General features: G+C 72.9%; 22 protein-coding genes. 13 read left to right on the top strand and 9 right to left on the bottom strand.

Going from position 1 to position 25,032, the window contains the following annotated elements; all coding sequences use genetic code 11:
• The first annotated feature begins 256 nt into the window (after positions 1-256).
• The 4 genes from ACIRD3_RS31420 to recX all read left to right on the top strand — a co-directional run bounded on the left by ACIRD3_RS31420 (position 257) and on the right by recX (position 3,815).
• Complete coding sequence (locus ACIRD3_RS31420) at positions 257-451, top strand: DUF3046 domain-containing protein (protein ID WP_402223376.1); 195 nt, start codon at positions 257-259, stop codon at positions 449-451.
• 33 nt (positions 452-484) lie between these two features.
• Positions 485-1,705 (top strand): AI-2E family transporter, encoded by a 1,221-nt coding sequence (locus tag ACIRD3_RS31415; protein ID WP_402223374.1) that lies wholly within the window; start codon positions 485-487, stop codon positions 1,703-1,705.
• Positions 1,706-1,858: 153 nt separating this feature from the next.
• On the top strand, positions 1,859-2,974 hold the full coding sequence (gene recA, locus ACIRD3_RS31410) for a recombinase RecA (protein ID WP_402223373.1): 1,116 nt from the start codon (positions 1,859-1,861) through the stop codon (positions 2,972-2,974).
• 112 nt (positions 2,975-3,086) lie between these two features.
• A complete protein-coding gene (gene recX / locus ACIRD3_RS31405; protein ID WP_402223389.1) occupies positions 3,087-3,815 on the top strand; it encodes a recombination regulator RecX in 729 nt (242 codons plus the stop codon).
• Positions 3,816-3,825: 10 nt separating this feature from the next.
• Here the strand turns inward: recX and ACIRD3_RS31400 are convergent, their stop codons facing one another.
• The 5 genes from ACIRD3_RS31400 to ACIRD3_RS31380 form a co-directional block, all read right to left on the bottom strand.
• A complete protein-coding gene (locus ACIRD3_RS31400; protein ID WP_402223371.1) occupies positions 3,826-5,529 on the bottom strand; it encodes an FAD-dependent monooxygenase in 1,704 nt (567 codons plus the stop codon).
• A gap of 122 nt (positions 5,530-5,651) precedes the next feature.
• Positions 5,652-6,503 (bottom strand): amino acid ABC transporter permease, encoded by an 852-nt coding sequence (locus ACIRD3_RS31395; protein ID WP_402223369.1) that lies wholly within the window; start codon positions 6,501-6,503, stop codon positions 5,652-5,654.
• A 73-nt stretch (positions 6,504-6,576) separates the two neighbouring features.
• Positions 6,577-7,227, bottom strand: a complete 651-nt coding sequence (locus tag ACIRD3_RS31390) for an amino acid ABC transporter permease (protein WP_402223368.1) — start codon at positions 7,225-7,227, stop codon at positions 6,577-6,579.
• 51 nt (positions 7,228-7,278) lie between these two features.
• Positions 7,279-8,178 carry a glutamate ABC transporter substrate-binding protein gene (locus ACIRD3_RS31385; protein WP_402223366.1) on the bottom strand — a complete coding sequence of 300 codons (900 nt, stop codon included), beginning with the start codon at positions 8,176-8,178 and terminating at the stop codon, positions 7,279-7,281.
• 130 nt (positions 8,179-8,308) lie between these two features.
• Positions 8,309-9,082 carry an amino acid ABC transporter ATP-binding protein gene (locus ACIRD3_RS31380; protein ID WP_402223364.1) on the bottom strand — a complete coding sequence of 258 codons (774 nt, stop codon included), beginning with the start codon at positions 9,080-9,082 and terminating at the stop codon, positions 8,309-8,311.
• Between the two features lie 390 nt (positions 9,083-9,472).
• On the opposite strand from ACIRD3_RS31380, the gene ACIRD3_RS31375 reads away from it, so the two are divergent.
• Both ACIRD3_RS31375 and ACIRD3_RS31370 read left to right on the top strand, forming a co-directional pair.
• Complete coding sequence (locus tag ACIRD3_RS31375; protein WP_402223362.1) at positions 9,473-10,231, top strand: response regulator transcription factor; 759 nt, start codon at positions 9,473-9,475, stop codon at positions 10,229-10,231.
• 6 nt (positions 10,232-10,237) lie between these two features.
• On the top strand, positions 10,238-11,662 hold the full coding sequence (locus tag ACIRD3_RS31370; protein ID WP_402223361.1) for a sensor histidine kinase: 1,425 nt from the start codon (positions 10,238-10,240) through the stop codon (positions 11,660-11,662).
• A gap of 66 nt (positions 11,663-11,728) precedes the next feature.
• Here ACIRD3_RS31370 and ACIRD3_RS31365 read toward each other — a convergent pair whose 3' ends face one another.
• Positions 11,729-12,748 (bottom strand): TAXI family TRAP transporter solute-binding subunit, encoded by a 1,020-nt coding sequence (locus ACIRD3_RS31365; RefSeq protein ID WP_402223359.1) that lies wholly within the window; start codon positions 12,746-12,748, stop codon positions 11,729-11,731.
• A gap of 95 nt (positions 12,749-12,843) precedes the next feature.
• Here ACIRD3_RS31365 and miaB point away from each other — a divergent pair, with 95 nt between their 5' ends.
• Positions 12,844-14,346 carry a tRNA (N6-isopentenyl adenosine(37)-C2)-methylthiotransferase MiaB gene (miaB, locus tag ACIRD3_RS31360; protein WP_402223357.1) on the top strand — a complete coding sequence of 501 codons (1,503 nt, stop codon included), beginning with the start codon at positions 12,844-12,846 and terminating at the stop codon, positions 14,344-14,346.
• 81 nt (positions 14,347-14,427) lie between these two features.
• On the top strand, positions 14,428-15,126 hold the full coding sequence (locus ACIRD3_RS31355; RefSeq protein ID WP_402223355.1) for a class III extradiol dioxygenase subunit B-like domain-containing protein: 699 nt from the start codon (positions 14,428-14,430) through the stop codon (positions 15,124-15,126).
• A gap of 40 nt (positions 15,127-15,166) precedes the next feature.
• Here the strand turns inward: ACIRD3_RS31355 and ACIRD3_RS31350 are convergent, their stop codons facing one another.
• Complete coding sequence (locus ACIRD3_RS31350) at positions 15,167-15,409, bottom strand: antitoxin (protein ID WP_402223353.1); 243 nt, start codon at positions 15,407-15,409, stop codon at positions 15,167-15,169.
• A 187-nt stretch (positions 15,410-15,596) separates the two neighbouring features.
• On the opposite strand from ACIRD3_RS31350, the gene miaA reads away from it, so the two are divergent.
• The 5 genes from miaA to hflX all read left to right on the top strand — a co-directional run bounded on the left by miaA (position 15,597) and on the right by hflX (position 22,407).
• Positions 15,597-16,541 carry a tRNA (adenosine(37)-N6)-dimethylallyltransferase MiaA gene (gene miaA, locus ACIRD3_RS31345; RefSeq protein WP_402223351.1) on the top strand — a complete coding sequence of 315 codons (945 nt, stop codon included), beginning with the start codon at positions 15,597-15,599 and terminating at the stop codon, positions 16,539-16,541.
• A gap of 227 nt (positions 16,542-16,768) precedes the next feature.
• The gene (locus ACIRD3_RS31340) at positions 16,769-17,281 is read left to right on the top strand and encodes a hypothetical protein (protein WP_402223349.1); all 513 of its coding nucleotides are present in this window, start codon (positions 16,769-16,771) and stop codon (positions 17,279-17,281) included.
• Between the two features lie 44 nt (positions 17,282-17,325).
• On the top strand, positions 17,326-18,237 hold the full coding sequence (dapF, locus tag ACIRD3_RS31335; RefSeq protein ID WP_402223347.1) for a diaminopimelate epimerase: 912 nt from the start codon (positions 17,326-17,328) through the stop codon (positions 18,235-18,237).
• Between the two features lie 171 nt (positions 18,238-18,408).
• The gene (locus ACIRD3_RS31330) at positions 18,409-20,592 is read left to right on the top strand and encodes a RelA/SpoT family protein (RefSeq protein ID WP_402223346.1); all 2,184 of its coding nucleotides are present in this window, start codon (positions 18,409-18,411) and stop codon (positions 20,590-20,592) included.
• A gap of 312 nt (positions 20,593-20,904) precedes the next feature.
• Positions 20,905-22,407, top strand: a complete 1,503-nt coding sequence (gene hflX / locus ACIRD3_RS31325; RefSeq protein ID WP_402223345.1) for a GTPase HflX — start codon at positions 20,905-20,907, stop codon at positions 22,405-22,407.
• 70 nt (positions 22,408-22,477) lie between these two features.
• Here the strand turns inward: hflX and ACIRD3_RS31320 are convergent, their stop codons facing one another.
• Positions 22,478-23,596, bottom strand: coding sequence for a trypsin-like serine peptidase (locus tag ACIRD3_RS31320; RefSeq protein ID WP_402223343.1), 1,119 nt, complete (start codon positions 23,594-23,596; stop codon positions 22,478-22,480).
• Positions 23,597-23,686: 90 nt separating this feature from the next.
• Positions 23,687-24,886: a trypsin-like serine peptidase gene (locus ACIRD3_RS31315; RefSeq protein WP_402223341.1), complete on the bottom strand. Its 1,200-nt coding sequence runs from the start codon at positions 24,884-24,886 to the stop codon at positions 23,687-23,689.
• Positions 24,887-25,032 lie beyond the last annotated feature (146 nt).

Raw genomic sequence — 25,032 nt, 5'->3', positions numbered from 1 at the left:
GATGATTTTCAGACTGCCGGGTTTGTGGGGTGGGGGTTGAGACCGTTGGCAGTCTGAAAATCACCCGCAACGCCCCTCTCCGGGCCACCCCCTGCGCCGCCCCTTCCGCAGCGCGTCCCTCTCGCCTGGTCGGGTGAGGAGGAGGGGGGAGGGGTGGGTGGGTGGTGAGGGGTGCTGGGGTGGGGTGAGGGGGGTGGGGGAGTTGCTGGGTGCTGGGGGCGGGGTGGGTGGGGGTGGGTCCGGGATACTGGGGGGTATGAGGCTGACGGAGTTCTGGCGACGGATGTACGCGCACTTCGGGGAGGCGTACGCGGAGTCGTTCGCGACCGACCATGTGATGGCGGAGTTGGGTGGGCGGACGGTGCGGCAGGCGTTGGAGGCGGGGTGGGAGGCCAAGGACGTGTGGCGCGTGGTGTGTGAGACCCAGGGGGTTTCGACGCTGCTGAGGTGAGTTCCGTCGCCCCGTATGGGACAGACTGTCGGGGTGACAAGCAGCGCAGAACAGAAGAATTCGGACAGGGTCGAGGGTGGTGAGCGCGCGGGTGGGGGCGGCGCGCTGTGGGGTGGCGGGATGCCGCGGTGGCTGCCGCGGGCGATGGTGCTGTTCCTGGTGCTGGTGGGGGTGTTCCAGCTCGCGGACTGGGCCTTCCGGCAGCTGATCGACCTGTTCGTGATGCTGTTGGTGGCGTTCTTCCTGTCGCTCGCGCTGGAGCCGGCGGTGGACCGGATGGCGGCGCGCGGGGTGCGTCGGGGGGTCGGCACCTTCCTGGTGTTCGTGGCGGTCGGGGTCGCGGTGCTCGGGTTCCTCGCGGCGCTCGGGACGCTGTTGGTCGACCAGGTGGCGAAGATCGCCGAGGACCTGCCGCACCTGGTCGACAATCTGATCGGGTGGATCAACCGGACCTTCCACCAGGAGCTGTCCCTGGGGGAGTTGCAGAAGAAGCTGCTCAAGGACTCCGGGACCATCGAGAACTACGCCCAGCAGGCCGCCGACAACGTCTGGGGCGTCTCCTCCACCGTGATCGGGGGGCTCTTCCAGGCCTTCACGGTCGGGCTGTTCACCTTCTACTTCACCGCCGAGGGGCCGCGGGTGCGCCGGACGGTGTGTTCGCTCCTCCCGCCCGCGAAGCAGGGGGAGGTGCTGCGGGCCTGGGAGATCGCGCTGGCCAAGACCGGCGGGTACCTCTATTCGCGGGCGGTGCTCGCGGTGGTGTCGGCCGCCGGGCACTGGGTGATGTTCGCGCTGCTGGACCTGCCGTACTCGGCGGCGCTGGCGATCTGGGTGGGCGTCATGTCGCAGTTCGTGCCGACCATCGGGACGTACCTGGCCGGGGCGCTGCCGGTGCTGGTGGCGCTGACCGTGGAGCCGGTGGACGCGCTCTGGGTGCTGGTCTTCGTGGTGGTCTACCAGCAGGTCGAGAACTACCTGCTGCACCCGAGGATCACCGCGCGGACGGTGGACGTGCACCCGGCGGTGGCCTTCGGCGCGGTGATCGCGGGTGCGGCGCTGCTCGGTGCGGTGGGCGCGCTGATCGCGATCCCGGCGGCGGCGACGCTGCAGGGCTTCGTGGGGACGTACGTGCGGCGGTACGAGGTGACCACCGATCCGCGGATCGACCGGGGGGAGCAGCGCCGGGCGCGGCGGGAGCTGCGCCGGGAGGCGGCGCGGCGGCTGCGGCGGATGGTGGGTGGGGACGGGGAGTGAGCGGACGTGCGAAGCTTGAATCGAACAGATGTTCTTTGTACTCTCCGGCGAAGAGTTTTCCACAGGCGGAGCCGGGTCAGGCTCGTTTGTCAGTGGGACGCGCTAGCGTCGATGACGATGAAGCGCACAGCACAGAACCCGAGGGAAAAAGCCATGGCAGGTACGGACCGCGAGAAGGCCCTGGAAACCGCGCTCGCCCAGATCGAGCGGCAGTTCGGCAAGGGCTCGGTGATGCGCCTCGGTGAGAAGGCCAACGAGCCGGTCGAGGTGATCTCCACCGGATCCACCGCTCTGGACGTCGCCCTCGGGGTCGGCGGCATTCCGCGCGGCCGGGTGATCGAGATCTACGGCCCCGAGTCCTCCGGTAAGACCACCCTGACCCTGCACCTGGCCGCGAACGCCCAGAAGGCCGGCGGCACGGTCGCCTTCGTCGACGCGGAGCACGCGCTCGACCCCGAGTACGCCAAGAAGCTCGGTGTGGACACCGACGCCCTGCTGGTCAGCCAGCCGGACACCGGTGAGCAGGCGCTGGAGATCACCGACATGCTGATCCGCTCCGGCGCGATCGACCTGGTGATCATCGACTCGGTCGCGGCGCTCGTCCCGCGCGCCGAGATCGAGGGCGAGATGGGTGACTCGCACGTCGGTCTGCAGGCCCGACTGATGAGCCAGGCGCTGCGCAAGATCGCCGGTGCGCTGAACCAGTCGAACACCACCGCGATCTTCATCAACCAGCTGCGCGAGAAGATCGGCGTGATGTTCGGTTCGCCGGAGACCACGACCGGTGGCCGGGCGCTGAAGTTCTACGCCTCGGTCCGGCTGGACATCCGCCGGATCGAGACGCTGAAGGACGGCACCGAGGCGGTCGGCAACCGCACCCGCGTCAAGGTGGTCAAGAACAAGGTCGCCGCGCCGTTCAAGCAGGCCGAGTTCGACATCCTCTACGGCGTGGGCATCAGCCGCGAGGGCGGCCTGATCGACATGGGCGTCGAGCACGGGTTCATCCGCAAGTCGGGTGCCTGGTACACCTACGAGGGCGACCAGCTCGGCCAGGGCAAGGAGAACGCCCGTAACTTCCTGCGGGACAACCCGCAGCTCGCCGACGAGATCGAGCGGAAGATCAAGGGCAAGCTCGGCATCGGCCCGAAGACCGAGGAGCCTGCGGCCGAGGGCGCGGCGGACGCCGCCGCCGACGGCGCCGCGAAGCCGATCACCGCGACCGTCACCAAGGCGGCTGCGGCGAAGAAGACGGCGGCGGCCAAGGCCTGAGCCGTTGACGCAGCACGACACGGTGGGCGGCGGCCCGGAGGACGACGACGGGCCGCCGGACTGGTTCGCCGCAGTGGCGGAGGAACCGGAGAGCGACAGAGCTCCGGCCCGGGTGGCGCGCGGCGCGGCGCCCGGGCCGGTTGTGGAGTGGGAGCAGCCGTCGGCGGAGGCGCTCGGACTGGTTTCCGCCTCCGAGCTGCCCGTCGGCAGGCGCCGTCGGCGATCGGCCCTGGAGGTCGAGGCGGCCGGTCACGGGGGTGCGGCCGCCTCGACCTCCCGCTCCGGCGCCCGCCGGGCCGGTGAGGACGAGAGCGCCCGGCGTGGCTCCCGGAAGAAGCCGGCCGAGGAAGCGGTCGATCCGGAGACCCGCGCCCGGGACATCTGCCTGCGGCTGCTGACCGGCGCCGCCAAGACCCGTAAGCAGCTCGGCGACGCCCTGCGCAAGCGGGAGATCCCGGACGAGGTCGCCGACGAGGTGCTCACCCGGCTCGAAGAGGTCGGGTTGATCGACGACGCGGCCTTCGCCGCGGCCTGGGTGGAGTCCCGGCACGCCGTCCGAGGACTGTCCCGGCGGGCGCTGGCCCAGGAGCTGCGCACCAAGGGGGTGGCCGCCGAGCTGGTCGAGCCCGCCCTCGCCCAGGTCGACCACGACGACGAGGAGGACGCGGCCCGGGCGCTGGTCGAGCGCAAGCTGCGGGCCACCCGGGGGCTGGACCGGCAGGTCCGTACCCGGCGGCTGGTCGGGATGCTGGCCCGGCGCGGCTACTCCGAGGGGTTGGCGTTCCGGGTGGTGCGCGCTGCGCTGGACGAGGAGCCGGGGGAACCGCCGGAGAGTGGGTGACCCTCCGTCGTCAGCTGGGGGAGTCGACCTGTTCCGGGGTGGGGTCGGGGGCCGGGGTGAGGGTGGCCGGGCCGCCACGGGCGTGGTCGGCCAGGGCGAGGAGGTCCTCGGCGACGGCGCCCTGGGTGACGCCGACCAGGTGGCCGTCGGGGCGGATCAGCAGGACGGTGTGCGGGCCGGCGCCCGGGTAGTCCTCGGTGACCAGGACCTCGGCGGGGACGGGCAGGGCGGCCGCGACCTCGGCGAGCCGGGGCATCAGGCCGGCGCCGAGCCAGTGCTCGGAGGACCAGACCGCGGTGCCGGGCGCGACCAGCAGCAGGAGGAAGGTGGCGCCGAGCCGGGCGTGCAGGTGGTCCGGGGTGCCGTCGGTGGCGAGCACCGGGAGGTCCGGGACGAGCACGCCCGGGGCGGTGGCGGGCAGCAGTTCGCTGAGTGAGGTGGCGCCGCGCGCGCCGCGCTGCACCGGGACCCGGCCGGGGACCCCGGAGGGTGCCGCCGGGTAGGCGGGCGCACCGCCGAAGCGGCCGGTGCCGAGCTGGCCGTCGGCGAGCAGCGGGGCGTGCTTGCGGAAGCCGCCGACCAGCAGGGAGCGCCGGGTCTGCTGCCAGCCGCGCAGCGGGCGCAGCAGCGGCATGGACTGGTCGACGGCGCGCAGCCGGGCGCCGACCGCGCCGCGCCGCTCGGCCTCGTAGCCGTCCAGCAGCGAGCCGCCGGGCTGCGGGCCGCCGGCGTGGAGGTGCCATGCGAGGGCGAGCCGCCAGGCGAGGTTGTCGGCGTCGCGCAGCCCGTCGGCGAGGTTCTGCATGCCGAGCGCGCCGTGCAGGTGGGCGGCGTCGCCGGCCAGGAAGCAGCGGCCGACCCGGAACCGGGCGGCGAGGCGCTGCTGGGCGGTGTGGTCGGCGGCGGCGAGCAGTTCGAAGCGGGGGAGTTCGCCGCACCAGCCGGTGAGGGTGGAGGTGACCCGGGTGAGCAGGGTGTCGCCGGTGACGATGCCCGGCCAGGTGGCGTGCGGGTCGACCGTCTCGGTGGGGGCGGGGCGGCCCGGGGGCAGCCGCCAGTCGAGCCGCCAGACGCCGTCCGGCAGCGGACGGGCGGAGGCCTCGCGGTCGCCGCGCCACGGGGGTTCGCGGTGCAGCCGGGCGCCGTCGAAGGGCAGGTCGACCCGGACGGTGGCGATGGCGTTGCGGTCGACCGCGGGGCGGCCGGGGAAGCGGATCTTCAGGAGCTTGCGGACGGTGGATCTCGCGCCGTCGCAGCCGACCAGGTGGCTGCCGCGCCACCAGGTGGCGGAGCCGTCCTGGGTGCCCACGGTGCGGACGCTGACGCCGTCCCGGTCCTGTTCGAGCTCCCGGACCCGGTGGAGCGGGACCAGCTTGATCAGCGGGGTGCCGGTCAGGGCGTCGCGCAGGCCGCGCTGGAGGCGGTGCTGGGGGAGGTGGAAGGTGGGCGAGTCGGTGAGGTCGATCCGCAGCACCTCCTGGCGGCGGCGCCAGATGGCGAAGGAGTCCCACAGGGCGGAGTCCGAGACCGCCCGGGAGTAGCCGATCCGGGTCAGGAAGGCGGCGGTGTCGGCGCCGATGACGAGGCTGCGCGGTCCCTCGGGGCAGAGACCGGAGCCCTCGTCGAGGACGACGGTGGGCACCTCGTGCCGGGCCAGGGCGAGGGCCAGGGCCAGACCGACCGGTCCGGCCCCGACCACGATCACCGGGTCCATGAGGGGACCTCCGGGCACGAACCGGCCGATCGGCCGGCGTCAGTTACCGCTGCCGCATATGCCGCGTGGATGCTCCCGGGAGGTGTCACGAAGAGCAATGCAACAGTTCACCTGCGTGTCCGTCAAGCAGCAGCTGATGTGCGCCGGTTCGCGCCGCGACGGCCGCGTGCTTCGATCCAGCGCGCGAGCGCGGTCAGGAGGAGGCACATGACGATGTAGATCGGGCCGATCACGAGCACCACCTGGATGTAGGGGAAGCCCGCGGCGTTCAACGGCTGGCTGGCGATCTTCTTGCCCATGAACAGCAGCTCGTTGTAGGTGATGATGTACCCGAGCGAGGTGTCCTTGAGGGTGACGACCAGCTGGCCGATCATCGAGGGCAGCATCGAGCGGACGGCCTGCGGCACCAGGATGCCGCTCATCACCTGGGTCTTGCGCATGCCGAGGGCGTACGCCGCCTCGCCCTGGCCCCGCGGGACGGCGTTGACGCCACTGCGGATGATCTCCGCCTGGACCGAGCCGTTGTAGAGGGTGAGCCCGAGGACCAGGGCCCACATCGGCTCCTTGGCGAAGAACGCGTAGTAGAGCGCGACGATCAGGATCAGCAGCGGCATCGCCCGGAAGAACTGGACGAAGCCGACGCAGAGCCAGCGGACCGGCCGGTGGTCGGAGAGCTGCCCGGCGGCCAGCAGCGCGCCGAGGGTGAGGGAGAACGCCGCCGCCAGGCCGAAGGCCTCCAGGGTGGCGAGCAGGCCGTCCAGGATCATCTGCTGGACGGTGTTGTACTGGAACGCGTCCCACATCTCCGCGTCGAACTGGCCGTTGTCGGCGAGCGCGGTGACGGCGTACCAGAGCAGACCGGCGACGCCGATCAGCGAGAGCACGCCGAACAGGCGGTAGCGGGAGCGGGCCCGGGGGCCGGGAGCGTCGTAGAGGACGCTGGCCGTTCCGGCGGAGCGCTGAAAAATGCTCATGCGCCCACCTCGCTTCGCTCGGCAGGGGCATCAGCCCATGCGCACCTCTTGATGGTTCGCTCGCTGCGCTCGCTCATCGGGCCACCGCCAGTCGGGATTCCAGGAAGCGGAAGAACGTGGCGACCGTCGCGCTGATCAGCAGGTAGGCGCAGGCCACCCAGAAGAAGATCGCGAAGATCGAGTAGCCGCGCTCGGAGAAGGTCTGCTGGGCGCTGTACAGCTCGGCGACGCTGAACGCGCCGGCGATCGCCGAGTTCCTCGGCAGGGCGATGAACACGCTGCTCATCGGGGCCAGGACGGTGCGGGCGGCCTGCGGCAGGACGACCAGGGTGAGGGTCTGGCCGAAGGTCATGCCCAGGCTGCGGGCGGCCTCCGCCTGGCCGAGCGGCACGGTGTTGATGCCGGAGCGGATCACCTCGCAGACGAACGAGGCGGTGTACCCGCCGAGCGCCAGCACCGCGAAGGTGAGGTGGCTGAAGTGCACGCCCAGCGGCGGCAGGCCGAAGGTGACGGCGAAGAACAGCAGGGTCAGCGGGGTGTTGCGGAAGAGCGTCACCCAGGTGGTGCCGAAGGCGCGCAGGACCGGCACCGGGGAGACCCGGAAGGCCGCCAGCAGGGTGCCCAGCAGCAGGGCGAGCAGTGCGCTGAGGGCGCTCAGCTCGATCGTCTGCAGGAAGCCGTCGCGGAACAACGCGAAGTTGTCGTCCTCGAACAGGAACCCCATCCGGCGGCCCTCCTCTCAATCAGGGTCGGGAAATGTCGTGCGGCGGGCGGATCAGTAGCGGTCGAGGGCCGGGACGTCGGGCGCGGGGGAGCCGGAGGCGCCGAGGGTGGCGTCGTAGGCCTTCTTCCAGTCGCCGTTGTCCTCGTGGGCCTTCAGGGCGTCGCTGATGGCGTTGCGCAGCACCGCGTCGTCCTTGTTGAGGCCGACGCCGTAGTTCTCCTTGGTGAAGGGCTTGCCGACGACCTTGAGCTTGCCGGCGTACTTGGAGGCGTAGCCCTTGAGGATGGCGTCGTCGGTGGTGACGGCGTCGACCTCGCCGGAGAGGAGCTTCTCGACGCAGGCCGAGTAGGTGTCGAACTGCGTGATCTTCGGGCTGTACTGCTGGATGTTCTTGATCGAGGTCGAGCCGGTGGCGGTGCAGACGTTCTTGCCGTTGACGCTCTCCGGGCCGGTGATCGAGGTGTTGTCCTGCTTGACCAGGAGGTCCTGGCCGGCGATGTAGTACGGGCCGGCGAAGGAGACGGTCTTCTTGCGCTCGTCGTTGATGCTGTAGGTGCCGACGTAGAAGTCGATCTGGCCCTTGGCGATCGCGGGCTCGCGCTGCGAGGAGACCAGGGTCTGCCACTTGATCTGCTGCGGGGTGAAGCCGAGGTCGGCGGCGATCATCTTGGCGACCTCGATGTCGAAGCCGCTGCGGTCGCCGCTGGCGACGTCCTCCCAGCCGAGGTTCGGCTGGTCGGCCTTGGCGCCGATGATCAGCTGACCGCGCTTCTTGGCCTCGGCGATGATCGGGGAGTCGACCTTGGCGTCGGTCTTGACCGTGTAGGTCGGGAGCTTCGGGGCGTTGCTCGCGCTGGCGGCGGCGCCGGGGGTGCCGTCCTTGCCGCAGGCGGCGGTGGCGGTGAGCGCGACGGCACAGAGCGCGACGGCGAGGGTGCGGGAAGTCCTCATGAGGGTTGTTCTCCTGGGGCCGGGCCGCGGTGTCAACCGGGCTCTGACGTCTGGAAGTTGTGCACGGGCAGGGCTGATCGGCACCGTTGCCGGAGGCGGCCCCGCGTGGTCTCGAAGAGTCGGTGGAGCGTCAGTGGTGCAGGATCTTCGAGAGGAAGTCCTTGGCGCGGTCCGAGCGCGGCGCGGTGAAGAAGGCGTCCGGGGTGTTCTGCTCGACGATCCTGCCGTCGGCCATGAACAGCACGCGGTTGGCGGCGGAGCGGGCGAAGCCCATCTCGTGGGTGACCACGACCATGGTCATGCCGTCCGCGGCGAGCTGGCGCATGACCTCCAGCACCTCGTTGACCATCTCCGGGTCGAGCGCCGAGGTGGGCTCGTCGAAGAGCATCACCTTCGGCTTCATCGCCAGCGCGCGGGCGATCGCCACGCGCTGCTGCTGGCCGCCGGAGAGCTGGGCCGGGAACTTGTCGGCCTGCGCGCCGACGCCGACGCGCTCCAGCAGCTCCCGGGCGGTCTTCTCGGCCTGCGGGCGGGGCACCTTGCGCACCTTGACCTGGCCGATGACCACGTTCTCCAGCACGGTCTTGTGCGCGAACAGGTTGAAGCTCTGGAACACCATGCCGACCTCGGCGCGCAGCCGGGCCAGCTCCTTGCCCTCGGCCGGCACCGGCCGGCCGTCGATGGTGATGCTGCCGGAGTCGACGGTCTCCAGCCGGTTGATCGTCCGGCAGAGCGTGGACTTGCCCGAGCCGGACGGGCCGATCAGCACGACCACCTCGCCCTGGGCGATCTCCAGGTCGATGTCCTGCAGGACGTGCAGGGCCCCGTAGTGCTTGTTGACCTTGCTCAGCACGACCAGTGGGGCGGCTGCGGGGGTGGAGTCCTGGACCGGGCTCTCGGTCATCGCGCCTGCTCCCTCTGTATCGGATCGTGCCTACCTGAGAAGTCTCAACTCCCTTGGGAGGCAATGGTGGTGCTGATCCGGGAGCCGCGACCGGCGGAGCCGCAGCCCCCGGTGGGCCGACCATAGGAGCCGTGACGGCGCGCCGTCAGCCGATCTGAGCGGAACTTGAGGATCACGAAACGGCCACACGGTCGGCGCGCGCTGTTCGCACGGGTGCCGACGGGGCATGTCACAGCGGGGATCCGCCCCGGTGCTCCCCGTCCCCCACGGGCCCGGTGCGAGGTCGAACCTGGCGCCGGGCCGCCCACTGGCCCATACTGCGCAGGACCGGGACCTGACCGATCGGTCCGGTTCCCACCGGTGACCGCGTGGGGGAAGGAGGAGAACAGGATGCGACTGCTGCTCGTCGAGGACGACGAACGCGTGGCCGCCGCGCTGGTCGCGGTGCTGGGCCGGCACGGCTTCCAGGTCCGGCACGCCCGCAGCGGGCACGAGGCGCTGGACGCCCTGGTGCCGGACGGCAACGAGCCGTACCGGGTGGTGCTGCTCGACCTCGGGCTGCCCGATCGCGACGGCTTCGAGGTGTGCAGCCGGATCAGGGCCGGCAGCGGCGTTCCGGTGATCATGGTCACCGCCCGCGCCGACGTCCGCTCCCGGATCCACGGCCTCAACCTGGGCGCCGACGACTACGTCACCAAGCCGTACGACATGGGCGAGCTGCTCGCCCGCATCCACGCCGTGGCCCGCCGCGGCGCCGTCCCCTCCTCGGTGTCGGTGCCCGCGCCCGACGACGTACCGCAGCAGCGCGGCCCGCTGGAGTCCCGCGGCATCCGGATCGACCGGGAGCGCCGCCGGGTCAGCGTGGACGGCCGCGACGTGCCGCTCACCCGCAAGGAGTTCGACCTGCTCGCCCTGCTCGCGCAGAGCCCCGGCGTGGTCTACCGGCGCGAGCAGATCTTCAGCGAGGTCTGGCGCAGCGGCTGGGAGGGCAACGGACGCACCCTGGAGGTGCACATCGGCTCGCTGCGCAACAAGCTGGCGCTGCCCGGCCTGGTCGAGGCCGTCCGCGGCGTCGGCTACCGCCTGATCCCCGAGTCGCCGGCGCCCGCCGCCGCGGACCCGGCCCCGAACACCCCCGCGGAGCACTGACCGCACGTGCGCACCCGCCTGCTCGGCATCCTGATCGCCCTCATGCTCTGCGTCCTGGCCGCCCTGGGGCTGCCGCTCGCGGCGGCGGTCGCGGCGGCCGAGCAGAGCAAGGTGGTCGTCGACCGGCTCGACGACGCCGCCCGCTTCGCCCAGGACCTGCCCACCTCCGGCGCCAACGACGCCGCCCGCAAGGGCGAGCCCGAGCCCGCCCCCGGCGACCTCAGCCGGCAGCACTCGATCGACGCCGAGGTCCGCCGCTACTACGACCTGTACGGGCTGCGCCTGGGCATCTTCCAGCGCGACGGCCTGCCGATCGCCGCCGCCCCCGCGAACTGGCGGGTGCCCACCACCGGCTGGGGCGCCCAGGCCTTCCAGGAGGCCCTGGACGGGCGGCGCAGTCACAATCCGCCGCAGGTCTGGCCGTGGACCCCGGACCGGACGATCACCGTCGCCGCCCCGGTGGTGCGCGACGGTGACGTGGTCGCGGTGGTGCTGAGCGAGTCCCCGACCGGGCCGCTGCGCACCCGGGTGCTGCACAAGTGGATGGTGCTCGTCGCCGGCGAGGCCGCCGCGATGATCGTCGCCGTGCTGCTGGCCGTCCGGCTCACCGAGTGGGTGCTGCGCCCGGTGCGCACCCTGGACCGGGCCACCCACGACATCGCCACCGGCCGGATGGCCGCCCGGGTCGCCCCCGGCGGCGGACCGCCCGAACTGCAACGGCTGGCACGCTCGTTCAACGAGATGGCGGACCACGTGGTGCTCGCCATGGACCAGCAGAAGGCCTTCGTCGCGGACGCCTCGCACCAGCTGCGCAACCCCCTCTCGGCCCTGCTGCTGCGGGTCGAGGTGCTCGGCCTGGAACTGCCCGAGGGCCACGAGGAGGAGCTCAGCGGCGTACGGGAGGAGGGCACCCGGCTGGCCCGGGTGCTGGACGACCTGCTCGGGCTGGCCACCGCCGAGCACGCCCGCCCCGAACCGGAGCGCACCGACCTCGCCGCGCTCACCCTGGCCCGGATGGACGCCTGGCGGCCGGTCGCCGAACAGCGCGGCATAGACCTGCGCTGGGACGGACCGGCGCTGGCGATCGGCATGGCCGATCCGATCGGCTTCGGTTCGGCGCTGGACGCCGTACTGGACAACGCGCTCAAGTTCGGCCCGGCCGGGAGCGAGGTGCGGGTGCGGGTCGCGGTGCGCCGGGACGAGGTCGCGGTGACCGTCACCGACGCCGGGCCCGGGCTCACCGAGGACGAGCTGTCCCGGGCCGGGGACCGGTTCTGGCGCAGCCCGCGGCACCAGAACGTGGACGGCTCCGGGCTGGGCCTGTCGATCGCCCGCACGCTGCTGGCGGCCGGCGGCGGTTCGCTCGGCTTCGCGCCGGTCCAGCCGACCGGGCTCGCGGTGACGCTGGCGGTGCCGCGCCCGGAGGGCTGACGGCGGCGGGAGGACCGGGCCAGCCGCTCAGGGTTTCCGCTCAGGGCTTCCGCTCAGGGTTTCCGCTCAGGGCTTCACCGAGCGGTAGTAGCGCGCCGCGCCCGTGTGCAGCGGGAGCGGATCGGTGTAGACGGCGGTGCGCAGGTCGACCAGCTGGGCGGCGTGCACCTGCGCGCCGATCTGGTCACGGCTGTCGATCACCGCGCGGGTCATCCCCTCGACCAGCTCCGGGTCCGCGTCGTCCCGGGTGATCAGCAGGTTGGGCACGGCCACCGTGGCGACGGCGTCCGTCGGCTCGGCGTTCGGGTAGGTGCCCTTGGGCATGGTGGCCGCCCGGTAGGCGTCGGTGCCGCCGCCCTCCGCCTTGTGCAGGGCCTCGGACAGGTCGTTCAGCGGCACGATGCGGATCTTGAGGTGGTCGGAGAGGTCGGTGAGGGCGCTGGTGGGCAGGCCGCCCGACCAGAAGAAGGCGTCCAGCTGGCCCGCGCGCATCGCGTCGGCGGCCTCGCCGACCCCCTTCGGGACCGCGACGACGTCGTGCTCCGGGTTCAGCCCGGCCGCGGTCAGCAGCCGCTTGGTGACCAGGTTCACCCCGGACTGCGGCAGGCCGACGCCGACCCGCAGGCCCTTGAGGTCGGCGGTGCGGCGCACCGGGGAGGAGGCCGGGACGACCAGCTGCAGGTAGTCGTCGTACAGCCGGGCGATCGCCCGCAGCCGGTCCTTGCCGGGGCCCTTGTAGTCGGCGACCGCGTCGGCGGTGGCGATCGCGAAGGCGTCCCGGCCGGTGATCACCCGGGTGAGGTTGTCTATCGAGCCCTCGGTGTTGTCGAGGGCCAGCCGCACCCCCGGCATCGTCCGGGCGACGTGCGTCTGCAGCAGCTGCCCGTACCGGTCGTAGACGCCGCGGTCCACACCGGTGGCGAAGCGCACCTCCCCGCGCGGGTACCCGGGCGAACGGCCCGCCGACAGCCACCAGCCGCCGAACCCGGCGACCAGCAGTACCAGTACCAGCACCGTCCGCCACAGCGGGCTGCGGGCCGCCGTGCGGACGGCGGCGCCGAGATGTGACGGGGTGGTGGGGGTCATGCAGGGATACTGCCAGGCGCTCCGGCCGAACGGGAGGGGAACGGGACGGGCAAGCTCCGGGAAAAGCGCTTCGCGGCTGCCCGTACCCTGGTCTGGTGAGCGGTGAGAGCGGATTGAAGAGCTACAAGGTCGTCACGCACGGCTGTCAGATGAACGTCCACGACTCCGAGCGGCTGTCCGGGCTGCTGGAGGAGGCGGGCTACGTCAAGGCCGGGCCCGAGGGCGACCCGGACCTGGTGGTGTTCAACACCTGCGCGGTGCGCGAGAACGCCGACAACAAGCTGTACGGCAACCTCGGCCAGCTGGCGCCGGTCAAGACCCGCCACAAGGGCATGCAGATCGCCGTCGGCGGCTGCCTGGCCCAGAAGGACCGCGACACCATCGTCAAGCGGGCCCCCTGGGTCGACGTGGTGTTCGGCACCCACAACATCGGGCACCTGCCGGCGCTCCTGGAGCGGGCCGCGATCGAGAAGAAGGCCCAGGTCGAGATCCTCGAATCGCTGGAGACCTTCCCCTCCACCCTGCCCACCCGCCGCGACTCCGCGTACGCCGCCTGGGTCTCGATCTCGGTCGGCTGCAACAACACCTGCACCTTCTGCATCGTCCCCGCGCTGCGCGGCAAGGAGGAGGACCGCCGCCCCGGCGACGTCCTCGCCGAGATCGAGGCGCTGGTGGACGAGGGCGTCATCGAGGTGACCCTGCTCGGCCAGAACGTCAACGCCTACGGCTCCGACCTGGGCGACCGCGAGGCCTTCTCCAAGCTGCTGCGCGCCGCGGGCCAGATCGAGGGCCTGGAGCGGATCCGCTTCACCTCGCCGCACCCGCGCGACTTCACCGACGACGTGATCGCCGCCATGGCCGAGACGCCGACCGTGATGCACCAGCTGCACATGCCGCTGCAGTCCGGCTCGGACCGGGTGCTCAAGGCGATGCGCCGCTCCTACCGCCAGGAGCGCTTCCTCGGGATCATCGAGAAGGTCCGCGCGGCCATGCCGGACGCGGCGATCTCCACCGACATCATCGTGGGCTTCCCGGGCGAGACCGAGGAGGACTTCGAGGAGACGATGCACGTCGTCCGCGAGGCCCGCTTCACCAACGCCTTCACCTTCCAGTACTCCAAGCGCCCCGGGACCCCGGCGGCCGAGATGGAGGACCAGGTCCCGAAGGAGGTCGTCCAGGCCCGCTACGACCGGCTGATCGCCCTCCAGGAGGAGATCTCCTGGGAGGAGAACAAGAAGCAGGTCGGCCGCGTCCTGGAGATCCTGGTCGCCGAGGGCGAGGGCAAGAAGGACGACCAGACCCACCGGCTCTCCGGGCGCGCGCCCGACAACCGGCTGGTGCACTTCAGCAAGCCGCAGGAGCCGGTGCGGCCGGGCGACATGGTGACCGTCGAGATCACCTACGCCGCCCCGCACCACCTGCTCGCCGAGGGGCCCGCGCTCGCGGTGCGCCGCACCCGGGCCGGTGACGCCTGGGAGAAGCGCCAGGCCAAGCCCGCGGCCAAGCCGGCCGGCGTGATGCTCGGCCTGCCGTCCATCGGTGCCCCCGCCGCGCTGCCGCTGGCGGCACCGGCCGGCGGGGCCTGCTGCGGCGACTGACGCGCGTGCTGCCGTACGGGCGGCCCGGAGGCGAGCGTGCTCACCTCCGGGCCGCCCTTCGCTTTGGCTAGAGTGATCGACATGCTGGTAGCCGCCGCCGTGTGCCCCTGTCCGCCACTGCTCGTCCCGGAGGTCGCCGCCGGGGCGGCGAGCGAACTGGACGCGCTGCGCGCCGCGTGCGACGAGGCGTTGGCGGCCCTGGTCGCGGCCGGGCCGCAGCTGGTCGTGGTGGTCGGCACCGGGCCGCAGGCCGAGGTGTGGACCGAGGGCGGGGCCGGGTCCTTCCACCGCTACGGCGTGCCGCTGGTCGCCAAGCTGCCGGGCGACCGGGTCGAGGGGCCGGAGCTGGCGCCCTCGCTGACCGTCGGCGCCTGGCTGCTGGAACGCGCCGGGGTGACCCTGCCCACGCACGCCTGCGCGGTGCCCGCCGACGCCCCGGCCGACCGGATGCTCGGCCTCGGCCAGGGCCTGGCCGGGCTCGCCGACCGGGTCGCCCTGCTGGTGCTCGGCGACGGCAGCGCCTGCCGCTCGCTGAAGGCGCCCGGCTACCTGGACGAGCGGGCCGAGGGCTTCGACGCCGCGCTGGCCGCCGCCCTCGGTACGGCCGACCTGCCGGCCCTCGCGGACCTGGACCCGGGCCTGGCCGCCGAACTCAAGGCAGAGGGCCGGGCGCCCTGGCAGGTGTTGGCCGGCGCCGCGGAGGGCGCCGGCCTCACCGGGCGGCTGGGCTACCAGGACGCCCCGTACGGGGTCGGGTACTTCGTGGCGTCCTGGTCCTAGACCGGCCCGAGGCGGTACGGGACGGGCGGCGGGACGGGTCTCAGGCCTGCGGGGGCTGTCCCTCGCCGGGCTTCGGCTTGTGGGCGAAGTCGCCGACCGCGTCCTTGGCCTTGCCCGTGCCGTGCTCGATCTTCTCGCTGTACTTGCCCTTGGTCGCCTTGTCGATCGCGCCGCCGGCCTTGTCCACGAAGTTGTCGATCTGGTCGCTGTGCTTGCCGGCGAGCTCGCTCGCCTTCTCCTTGAGCTCCTCGGCCTTGCCCTTGAGGTTGTCCATCAGACCCATGGCGATCTCACCCTTTCATCCCTGTCTCCGGGACAACGCCCGTGACCGGCGAAGCGTTCGCGAACCGGCCCCGGCCGGGGGAACGGCCGGAAACGGCCATACGGCCGGAAACAGTCATATCGTCGCGCAGTCGGAGCGGAGCGGCAGCCCGGTCCGGGGATCGCCGGGGGTTTGCGAGACTGGAGCGGTGAGCAGCTCCCGTACCCCGCGTGTCGTCTCGATCGTCGGCGCGACCGCCGCCGGCAAGTCCGACCTGGCCGTCGCCATCGCCCAGAGCCTCGACGGCGAGGTGATCAACACCGACTCGATGCAGCTGTACCGGGGCATGGACATCGGCACCGCCAAGCTCACCACGGCCGAACGCGGCGGAGTGCCGCACCACCTGATGGACGTCTGGGACGTCACCGAGGCCGCCAGCGTGGCCGAGTACCAGCGGCTGGCCCGGGCCGAGATCGACCGCCTGCTCGCCGCCGGGCGCACGCCCGTCCTGGTCGGCGGCTCCGGGCTGTACGTCCGGGCGGCGATCGACGAGATGGAGTTCCCGGGCACCGACCCGGCGGTCCGCGCCCGGCTGGAGGCCGAACTGGAGCAGCTCGGCCCGTACGTGCTGCACGGGCGGCTGGCCGCGCTGGACCCGGCGGCCGCCTCGGCGATCCTCACCGGCAACGGGCGGCGGATCGTCCGCGCGCTGGAGGTCATCGAGATCACCGGGCAGCCGTTCACCGCCAACCTGCCGAGCAACACCGCCGTGTACGAGGCGGTGCAGATCGGCGTCGCCGTCCCGCGCCCCGAGCTGGACGAGCGGATCGCGCTGCGGGTCGACCGGATGTGGGAGGCCGGACTGCTGGACGAGGTGCGGGCGCTGGAGGGGGTCGGGCTGCGCGAGGGGAAGACCGCCTCCCGGGCACTCGGCTACCAGCAGGTGCTCGACCACTTCGCCGGCGAGTGCACCGAGGACGAGGCGCGGGCCGAGACCGTCCGGGCCACCAAGCGCTTCGCCCGCCGCCAGGAGTCCTGGTTCCGCCGGGACGACCGGATCCACTGGCTCTCCCGACCGGCCGGCACCGACCCCGTCGAGCTGCTGCAGCAGTCCCTCGAACTGATCGGGCGTCAGGGGGTTCCGGCCGCGTAGGACGGGTTCCGGCCAATTCGGCGGTGCACCTGCGCGCGCAGGTGGCCGTGCAGGACGAACCGGCGGTCACGGCCCGATCACGTGATGGCCACGGATCACCCGCCGACCCCGGTCAGGCCCGGAACGACCCCCTGGACATGCCATCATCGATGCCATAGGGGTCGGCCGAACGGGCCGACCGTGCCCGGCCGCGAGTCCGCTCGTGTCGAACTGTCAGGGGAGGCCGTGTGTCGACGGGTACCGGCCCCGAACCCGGCCAGAGCGGGAGCGTCACCGCACCGGCCGAGGAGTTCGACGAGTCGACGATGGGCGACCTCCCCGTGCTGACCGGACTGGAGGCGCCGACCTCGTACGCGGTCGCGCTGCCCGCCCTGGACACCCGCACCCCGCCCGACGCCGCGGTGCACGAGCGGGAGATCCGGCCGCTGCGCCGGCTGCGCTGGTGGCAGACGCTGCCGATCGCCCTGCTGGGCACCCTGGGCTCGCTGATGTTCGCCTTCCCGCTCGCGTTCGGCTCGGCCGGGGCGCGTGCCACCATGGTCGGGATGCTCGGACTGCTGCTCACCGCCGCCTCGGTCGGCTGGGGCGCGATGGCCGCCCGGCACGCCGGCTACTCCTGGCCGGGCCTGCCCCGCCGGGGCTCCGGGCAGCGGGCCGGCTGGAAGGCGATCGTGCTCTACACCCTGATCGCGGTGGCCGCCTGCGCGCTCGCGGTCTGGCGGGTCGCCTACCTGCGCTGAGCTCCCCGCGCCGGGCCGTCCGGCTGCTCAGTACTATCGGGAGGGTGAGCGCATCCTCTTCCCCGCAGGGCGGCATCCCCTTCTTCAAGGGGCACGGTACCCAGAACGACTTCGTCATCGTGCCCGACCCGGACGGCGCGCTGGAGATCGGTCCCGCGACCGTCGCCGCGCTGTGCGACCGGCGGGCGGGCATCGGCGGGGACGGGCTGCTGCGGGTGGTGCGTTCGGCCGCCGACCCGGCCGCCGCGGGGATGGCCGACCGGGCCGAGTGGTTCATGGACTACCGCAACTCCGACGGCAGCGTCGCCGAGATGTGCGGCAACGGCCTGCGGGTCTTCGCCCGCTTCCTGGTCGAGGCCGGGCTGGCCAAGCCCGGTGAGCTGGCGGTCGCCACCCGCTCCGGGGTGCTCGCCGCGACGGTCGCCGAGGACGCCGCGGACGGCGCGCCCGGTGACGTCACCATCGACATGGGCCGGGCCCGGCTGCCCGGGCCGGACGGCATCGAGGTCGCGGTCGGCGAGCGGCGCTGGCCGGCGCTGAACGTCAACATGGGCAATCCGCACGCGGTGGCCTTCGTGGAAAGCCTGGACCACGCCGGTGACCTGTTCACCGCGCCGCTCACCAGCCCGGAGGGCGCCTACCCGGAGGGCGTCAACGTCGAGTTCGTGGTGGACCGGGGGCCGCGGCACGTCGCGATGCGGGTGCACGAGCGCGGCTCGGGCGAGACCCGCTCCTGCGGCACCGGTGCCTGCGCCGTCGCGGTGGCCGCGATCCGCCGGGACGGTGTCGACCCGGCGGTCACCGGTGAGTCCGTCGCGTACACCGTGGACGTGCTGGGCGGTCGGCTGGTGATCACCGAGTACCCGGACGGCCGGGTGGAGATGACCGGGCCGGCGGTGATCGTGGCCGAGGGGCGGCTGGACGAGCGCTGGTGGGACTCCGTCCGCACCAGCTGACGGCCCCGTTTGCCCATTTCGTACGGCGACGAATCCCCCCGATCGGGTGATACCGGTCGCGGACGGGAATCATCGCGTCGCGGAACGTGCTCTGCTCGGTAGCATGGACCACCGGGTCGATCACCCCACGGGGAGGGGTAGCGCCCGGCGACCGTTGCCGGAGGTGCGCCGATGACCATCGAAGCCGGGCAGTCCCTGACGGGGCAGCCGACGACCGTACGGCAGGCCGGGGCCAGGAGGCCCCTCGGAGAGCTCGGCCGGGCCGCCCTCGGCCGGGCCGGGCGGGCCGCGTTACTGGCCGCCACCGGCCGGCCGCCCGTGCCGGACGCCCTGGAACCGCTCGTCCGGGTCCACCGGCAGCACCATCCGCAGGGCGACCTCGGCCTGCTCGCCCGGGCGTACCGGCTCGCCGAGGCCAGCCACCGCGGCCAGAAGCGCAAGAGCGGCGAGCCGTACATCACCCACCCGCTGGCCGTCACCATGATCCTGGCCCAACTCGGCGCCGGGACCACCACCTTGGTCGCCTCGCTGCTCCACGACACGGTCGAGGACACCGAGTTGACGCTGGACCAGGTGAGCGCCGGGTTCGGGCCCGAAGTCGCCTACCTGGTCGACGGGGTGACCAAGCTGGAGAAGGTCGACTTCGGTGCGGCCGCCGAGGCGGAGACCTTCCGCAAGATGCTGGTCGCCACCGGGGACGACGTCCGGGTGATGGTGATCAAGCTCGCCGACCGGCTGCACAACATGCGCACCATCCGGCACATGAAGCCCGCCAGTCAGGTGCGGATCGCCAAGGTCACCCGGGACGTGCTGATCCCGCTGGCCGAGCGGCTCGGCATCCAGGTGCTCAAGGCGGAGCTGGAGGACATCGTCTTCGCCACCCTGCACCCCGAGGAGCACGCCCGCACCCGGGCCCTGATGGCCGGTCACGAGGCCGAGCCGGACGCCGTGCTGGAGCCCTTCGCCCGGCAGCTGGCGCGGCAGCTGGCCGAGGCCGGGGTGGCCGCCGAGGTGACCGTGCGGCCCCGGCACTGCGTCTCGCTGCACCGGGTCCTGCTCAAGCGGTCCGGCGGGACCGGGCCGGACGGGCGGCCGCAGGGGCCGCGCCCGGCCGACTTCGGGCGGCTGCTGGTGGTGGTCGAGGAGAACGCCGACTGCTACGCCGTGCTGGGCGAACTGCACACCTGCTGGACACCGCTGCCCGGGGAGTTCAAGGACTTCGTCGCCGCGCCCAAGTTCAACCTGTACCAGTCGCTGCACACCGCGGTGGCGCTGAGCGGCGGCGCGGTGGTCGAGGTGCTGGTCCGCACCCGCCGGATGCACCAGGTCGCGGAGACCGGGGTGGTCGCGCTGGGCGACCCCTCCCCGGCCGGCACCGCCCAGGACACCGACGAGCTGGACCGCACCGACCCGGCCCGGCCCGGCTGGCTCAGCCGCCTGCTGGAGTGGCAGCAGGAGACGCCCGACCCGGACGCCTTCTGGTCCGCGCTCACCGCCGACCTGGCCGGCGACCGGGAGATCACGGTCGTGACGGAGAGCGGCGAAACGCTTCAGCTGAGGGCCGGCGCCACCTGTGTGGACGCGGCCTACCTGCTCGGCGAGGAGACCGGCCACCGATGTATCGGCGTCCGGGTCAACGGGCGGCTCAGCGCCCTGTCCACCGTGCTGGAGGACGGCGACCAGATCGCCGTGCTCACCGAGACCCTCCCGGCCGGCGGGGGACAGCCCTCCGGCCCCGCGCCCGAGTGGCTGGCGCACGCCCGCACCCCCGCCGCCCGGCTGGCCATCGAGCGCTGGCTGGCCGACCCGCCGGCCCGGCCGCCGGCCGTCCGCACCGGCCCGGCCGGGGCGCAGCCGGCCCCGCCCGGGCGCCGCACCGCCGAGAAGCGGTCCGCCCCGGTCGCGGTGGCCGGACGGCCCGGGGCGGCGGTACGGCTGGCCCGCTGCTGCACCCCGGTGCCGCCGGACGCGGTCTCCGGCTACCCGATCCGCGGCGGCGCGGTGGCCGTGCACCGCACCGGCTGTCCGGCCGGGGAGCGGATGCGGGCGGACGGGCGGGCCGCGCTGGAGGTCCGCTGGCAGCCGCAGGACACCCCCGCGGCCGGGCACCGGGTCACCCTGCGGGCCGAGGCGCTGAACCGGCCCCGGCTGCTGGCCGACATCACCGCGGCGATCTCCGCCGAGGGCGTCGGGATCGTCGCGGCCGAGGTCGAGCCGCCGCAGGAGTCACGGGTCCGGCAGACGTACACCGTCGAACTGCCGCAGCCGGGGGCGCTGCCCGGGCTGATGCGGGCGATGCTGCGGGTCTCCGGGGTGTACGACGTCAGCCGGCCGCACGCCCCGGAGGTGGGGTAGCCCCCGGGGCCGGGCGCCGGGGCGCCGGTCGGTGCCGGTCGTGCCGGGCGCTGCGTGCCGGGCAGTGCTGGTCGTTGTCCGGCGCCGCGCGCCGGAAATGGGGATGACCCGCCCGCGCCTGGCGTGCGACCATCATGGGGAATTCACGGCCGGTCCACGGCGTTCTCCCGGGCACAGGAGCCCGGTGGCACCCGGGGGCCTGAGGGGTAGCTCACCCCGCCCGGACGGTAGCCGGGGCGGCAGCTGGGCAGACTCCGTACGGGACCGCCCGCCGGTCCCCGAAGCCACCCGTACCAGCAGCCAAAGGACAGAATGACCTCCACGTTCGACACCCGCGACCACGCCGACGCTCCGCGCCGCCTCGACGGTCTGCGGGCGGAAGCCCTCATGGACGAGGACCTCGCGGCCATCGACGAGGACCTCGGCCACCACTACGACGGCGACCAGTACGACCGCAGCGAGCGCGCCGCGCTGCGCCGTGTCGCCGGCCTCTCCACCGAACTCGAAGACGTCACCGAGGTCGAGTACCGCCAGCTCCGCCTGGAGCGCGTGGTGCTCGTCGGCGTCTGGACCGACGGCACCCTGGAGGAGGCGGAGAACTCCATGGCGGAGCTCGCCGCGCTCGCCGAGACCGCCGGCTCCCAGGTGCTGGACGGCGTCATCCAGCGCCGCGACAAGCCCGACGCGGCCACCTACATCGGCTCCGGCAAGGCCAAGGAGCTGCGCGACATCGTCGCCTCCACCGGCGCCGACACCGTGGTCTGCGACGGTGAGCTCACCCCCGGCCAGCTGATCCACCTGGAGGACGTGGTCAAGGTCAAGGTCGTCGACCGGACGGCCCTGATCCTGGACATCTTCGCCCAGCACGCCAAGTCCCGGGAGGGCAAGGCGCAGGTCTCGCTCGCGCAGATGCAGTACATGCTGCCGCGACTGCGCGGCTGGGGTCAGTCGCTGTCCCGGCAGATGGGTGGTGGTGGCTCCGGCTCGTCCGGCGGCGGCATGGCCACCCGTGGCCCCGGTGAGACCAAGATCGAGACCGACCGGCGCCGGATCCGCGAGAAGATGGCGAAGCTCCGCAAGGAGATCGCCGACATGAAGAAGGGCCGCGACACCAAGCGCCAGGAGCGCAAGCGCCACCAGGTGCCGTCCGTGGCCATCGCCGGGTACACCAACGCCGGCAAGTCCTCCCTGCTCAACCGGCTCACCGGCGCGGGCGTCCTGGTGGAGAACGCGCTGTTCGCCACCCTGGACCCGACCGTGCGCCGGGCCGAGACCCCGAGCGGGCGGCTCTACACCCTGGCCGACACCGTCGGTTTCGTCCGGCACCTGCCCCACCACCTGGTCGAGGCCTTCCGCTCGACCATGGAGGAGGTCGCCGACGCGGACCTCATCCTGCACGTGGTGGACGGCTCGCACCCCGAGCCGGAGACGCAGCTGGCCGCCGTCCGTGAGGTCATCGTCTCGGTCGACGCGCAGAGCGTGCCCGAGATCGTGGTGATCAACAAGGCGGACGCCGCCGACCCGCACGTGCTGCAGCGGCTGCTGCGCCGCGAGCCGCACGCCATCGTGGTGTCGGCCCGCAGCGGCGCCGGCATCGAGGAGCTGCTGAAGCTCATCGACGACGAGCTGCCGCGACCGGCCGTCGAGGTGCGGGCCCTGGTGCCCTACACCCAGGGCGCCCTGGTCTCCCGGGTGCACGCGGAGGGCGAGCTGCTCTCCACCGAGCACACCGGGGAGGGCACCCTGCTGCACGCCAAGGTGCCGGCCGAGCTGGCCGCCGAGCTGGAGTACTTCGCGGTGGCCCTGCAGGGCTGAGACCGCGAGCTTCGGGAAGGGCCCCCGGGACCGTACTGGTCCCGGGGGCCCTTCCGCGTGCGGCCGGGGGTCATCGGACGTTCTTGGCGAAGTAGTCGAAGGCCTGCTTCGCCTGGTCCTGCAGCGAGGGGCCGGCCTGGTAGCCGGCGGGGTTGCGGTCGCCGATCGCGCCGACGCTGATCAGGTTGGGCTTGCCGTCCCTGGTGACGAACCAGCCGCCCCCGCTCGAACCGGCGGTCATGGTGCAGCCGATCACGTACATCGGCGGGCGGGTCCGGTCGAAGGAGAGCCGGCCGGGCGCGACCGGGGAGTCGCAGTGGTCCAGTTCCGTGCCGTCGGCGGGCCGCTCGGCCGGATAGCCGTACGCGGCGGCCGAGGTGATCTGGTCGCGCGGGGCGTTGAACCAGATCGGGACGGAGCCGCCGACCGTCTCCTCCAACGAGGCGCCGGAGCCGCTCTCGGCGCGCACCCGGAGGATCCCGTAGTCGAACTGGTCGCGGGCGCCCACGCCGCTCTCCTGGAGCCAGGTCGGCGACACCAGCGCGCGCACCGCCGTCCACCGGCCGTACGGGGCGGCCTGCGCGTCGGGGTACGGCTTGCCGTGGCTCGCCCGGCCGTCCCGGTTGAACCCGGGCACGAAGACCAGGTTCTTCAGCCAGCCGCCGCCCTTGCCGTCGTGCAGGCAGTGCGCGGCGGTGTAGACGAGGTTGCTGCGGCCGGGGTCGGTCGGGTCGGAGACCACGGTCGCGGAGCAGGCGGCGTCGCCCTGCGGGGTGGTCATGAAGAGCCGGCCGACCACGGCGGTGGCCTGGCCGTACGGGTGCGGCTGCGGCTCGGCCGGGACGGCGGCCGGCGGGGCGTCCCGCTCGACGCCGGGGGCGGCGGGGGCGGTGAGCGAGTACTCCGGGGTGGGCCGGGGCTTGGCCGAGTCCATCCGGGCGGCGGACCAGTAGCCCGGCGCCGGCTCGTTGGCGAAGCCGCTGGCGGTGACGTACTTCCTCCAGTCCTCCAGCTTCCAGCCCGTCAGGTCGCCCACGCTGGTGGGCGCGGACTTGGGGAGGGCGGGGGGCGGGGTGGCGGGCCTGGCGCGGCCGTCCGGTCCGCATCCGGCCGCGGCGAGCGCCGCCACGGCGAGCATCGTGGCGCCGACCGTCCCGGCCCGGCGCCCCCGGTTGGTGGTTCTCGGCATGCTGCATCGTCCCCCGTGCTGTGCTGGTGTCTCCGTACCGCCCCCGGTGGCGGCCGCCGCCGCTCCCGCTCCTGCTGAGCGACCGCTCCGCTACTGCTTCCTGGAGATCCAGTCCAGGGCCTGCTTGGCGACCGTCTCCAGGTACGGGCCGCTGAGCGAGGTGTGCTCCTGGGTGCCGATCGAGGTGTTGCTGACCAGGGCGGTCCTCCCGTCCGGCATGGTGGCGAACCACCCGCCGCCGCTGGAGCCCTGGGTCATGGTGCAGCCGATGGTGAGCATCGTGGGCCGCTTGGCGTCGAAGGAGAGCCGGGTCGGCTTGCCGCCGTCGCACTTGTACAGCTCCTGGCCGTCGAACGGCTTGAGCAGCGGGTAGCCGACGGCCGAGACGGCGAGCTTGTCGCGCGGGGCGTCGAACCACACCGGGACGGCCGAACCGACCGTCTCCTCGAGGGACTTGCCGGTGTCGTTCTGGTTGTGCACGCGCATGACGGCGAAGTCGTACTGGTTGGCGGCGTCGCCGGTGCCGCCGCCCTCGACCATCCACTGCGGCGAGGTGGTGACCTGGTCGGCCCACCAGGTGCCGAGCGGGGCCAGTTCGGACAGCGGGGCGCGCTTGCCGCCGCTGGAGGCACCGGAGTTGTTGTAGGCCGGCACGAAGACCAGGTCCTTGTAGAAGTTGCCGCCCTTGCCCTCGTGCACGCAGTGGCCGGCCGTCCAGACCAGGTTGCTCCGGCCGGGGTGCTGCGGGTCGGCGATCACCGTCGCCGAGCAGTTGCCGCGGCCGCCCTTGGCGGAGAAGAAGACCTTGCCGGAGGGCTGCTTGGTGTACGGGCGGGGAACCGCCACGGCGTTGACCACCGGCGGCTCGGGGTCGGTCACGCCGTCGTCGGTGGCGGGCTTGGGGGTGGCCGGCGAGGGCTTGGTGACGGGCGGGGCCGGCTCGGCGGGCTTGGAGTCGCCCATCGTGTCCGGGTCCCAGAAGTCCTTCACCACCGGGTTGTTGAAGACGTGCTTGGACGCCCAGGAGTCCCAGTCCTCGAACTTCCACTTCTTCAGGTCGTCCCAGCTCCGCGGCAGGCCCTCCAGCAGGCTGGTCGGCAGTCCGGACGGCAGGGTGATCCCGCCGATCACCCCGCCGCCGGTGCCGCCGCCCGACGCGGCCGAGGAGGGCGGCGGCGCGGCGCTGCCCCCGCCGTCGCCCGCCGGGCCGTCCGGCCCGCAGGCGCTGACGGCGAGCAGGGTTCCCGCGACCAGGGCGGCGGCCAGGGCTGACCGGTGGATCGTAGGCATCTGTGCGCTTCCCCCTGCGTTCGGTCGGTGTCGGTTCGGTCGGTGGGCGCTCGGGTGGTGCTCGGTCGGTTCCGTTCCGGGTCCGGTCGGTCCGGGCCGGGGCGGCCCGCCGTCCTGGAGTCTTCCATCGCGGATGAGGACGGCCG

This window comes from Kitasatospora sp. NPDC093550, assembly GCF_044764985.1.
Classification (GTDB): Bacteria; Actinomycetota; Actinomycetes; order Streptomycetales; family Streptomycetaceae; genus Kitasatospora.
This window is presented reverse-complemented; position numbering and strand designations above follow the sequence as displayed.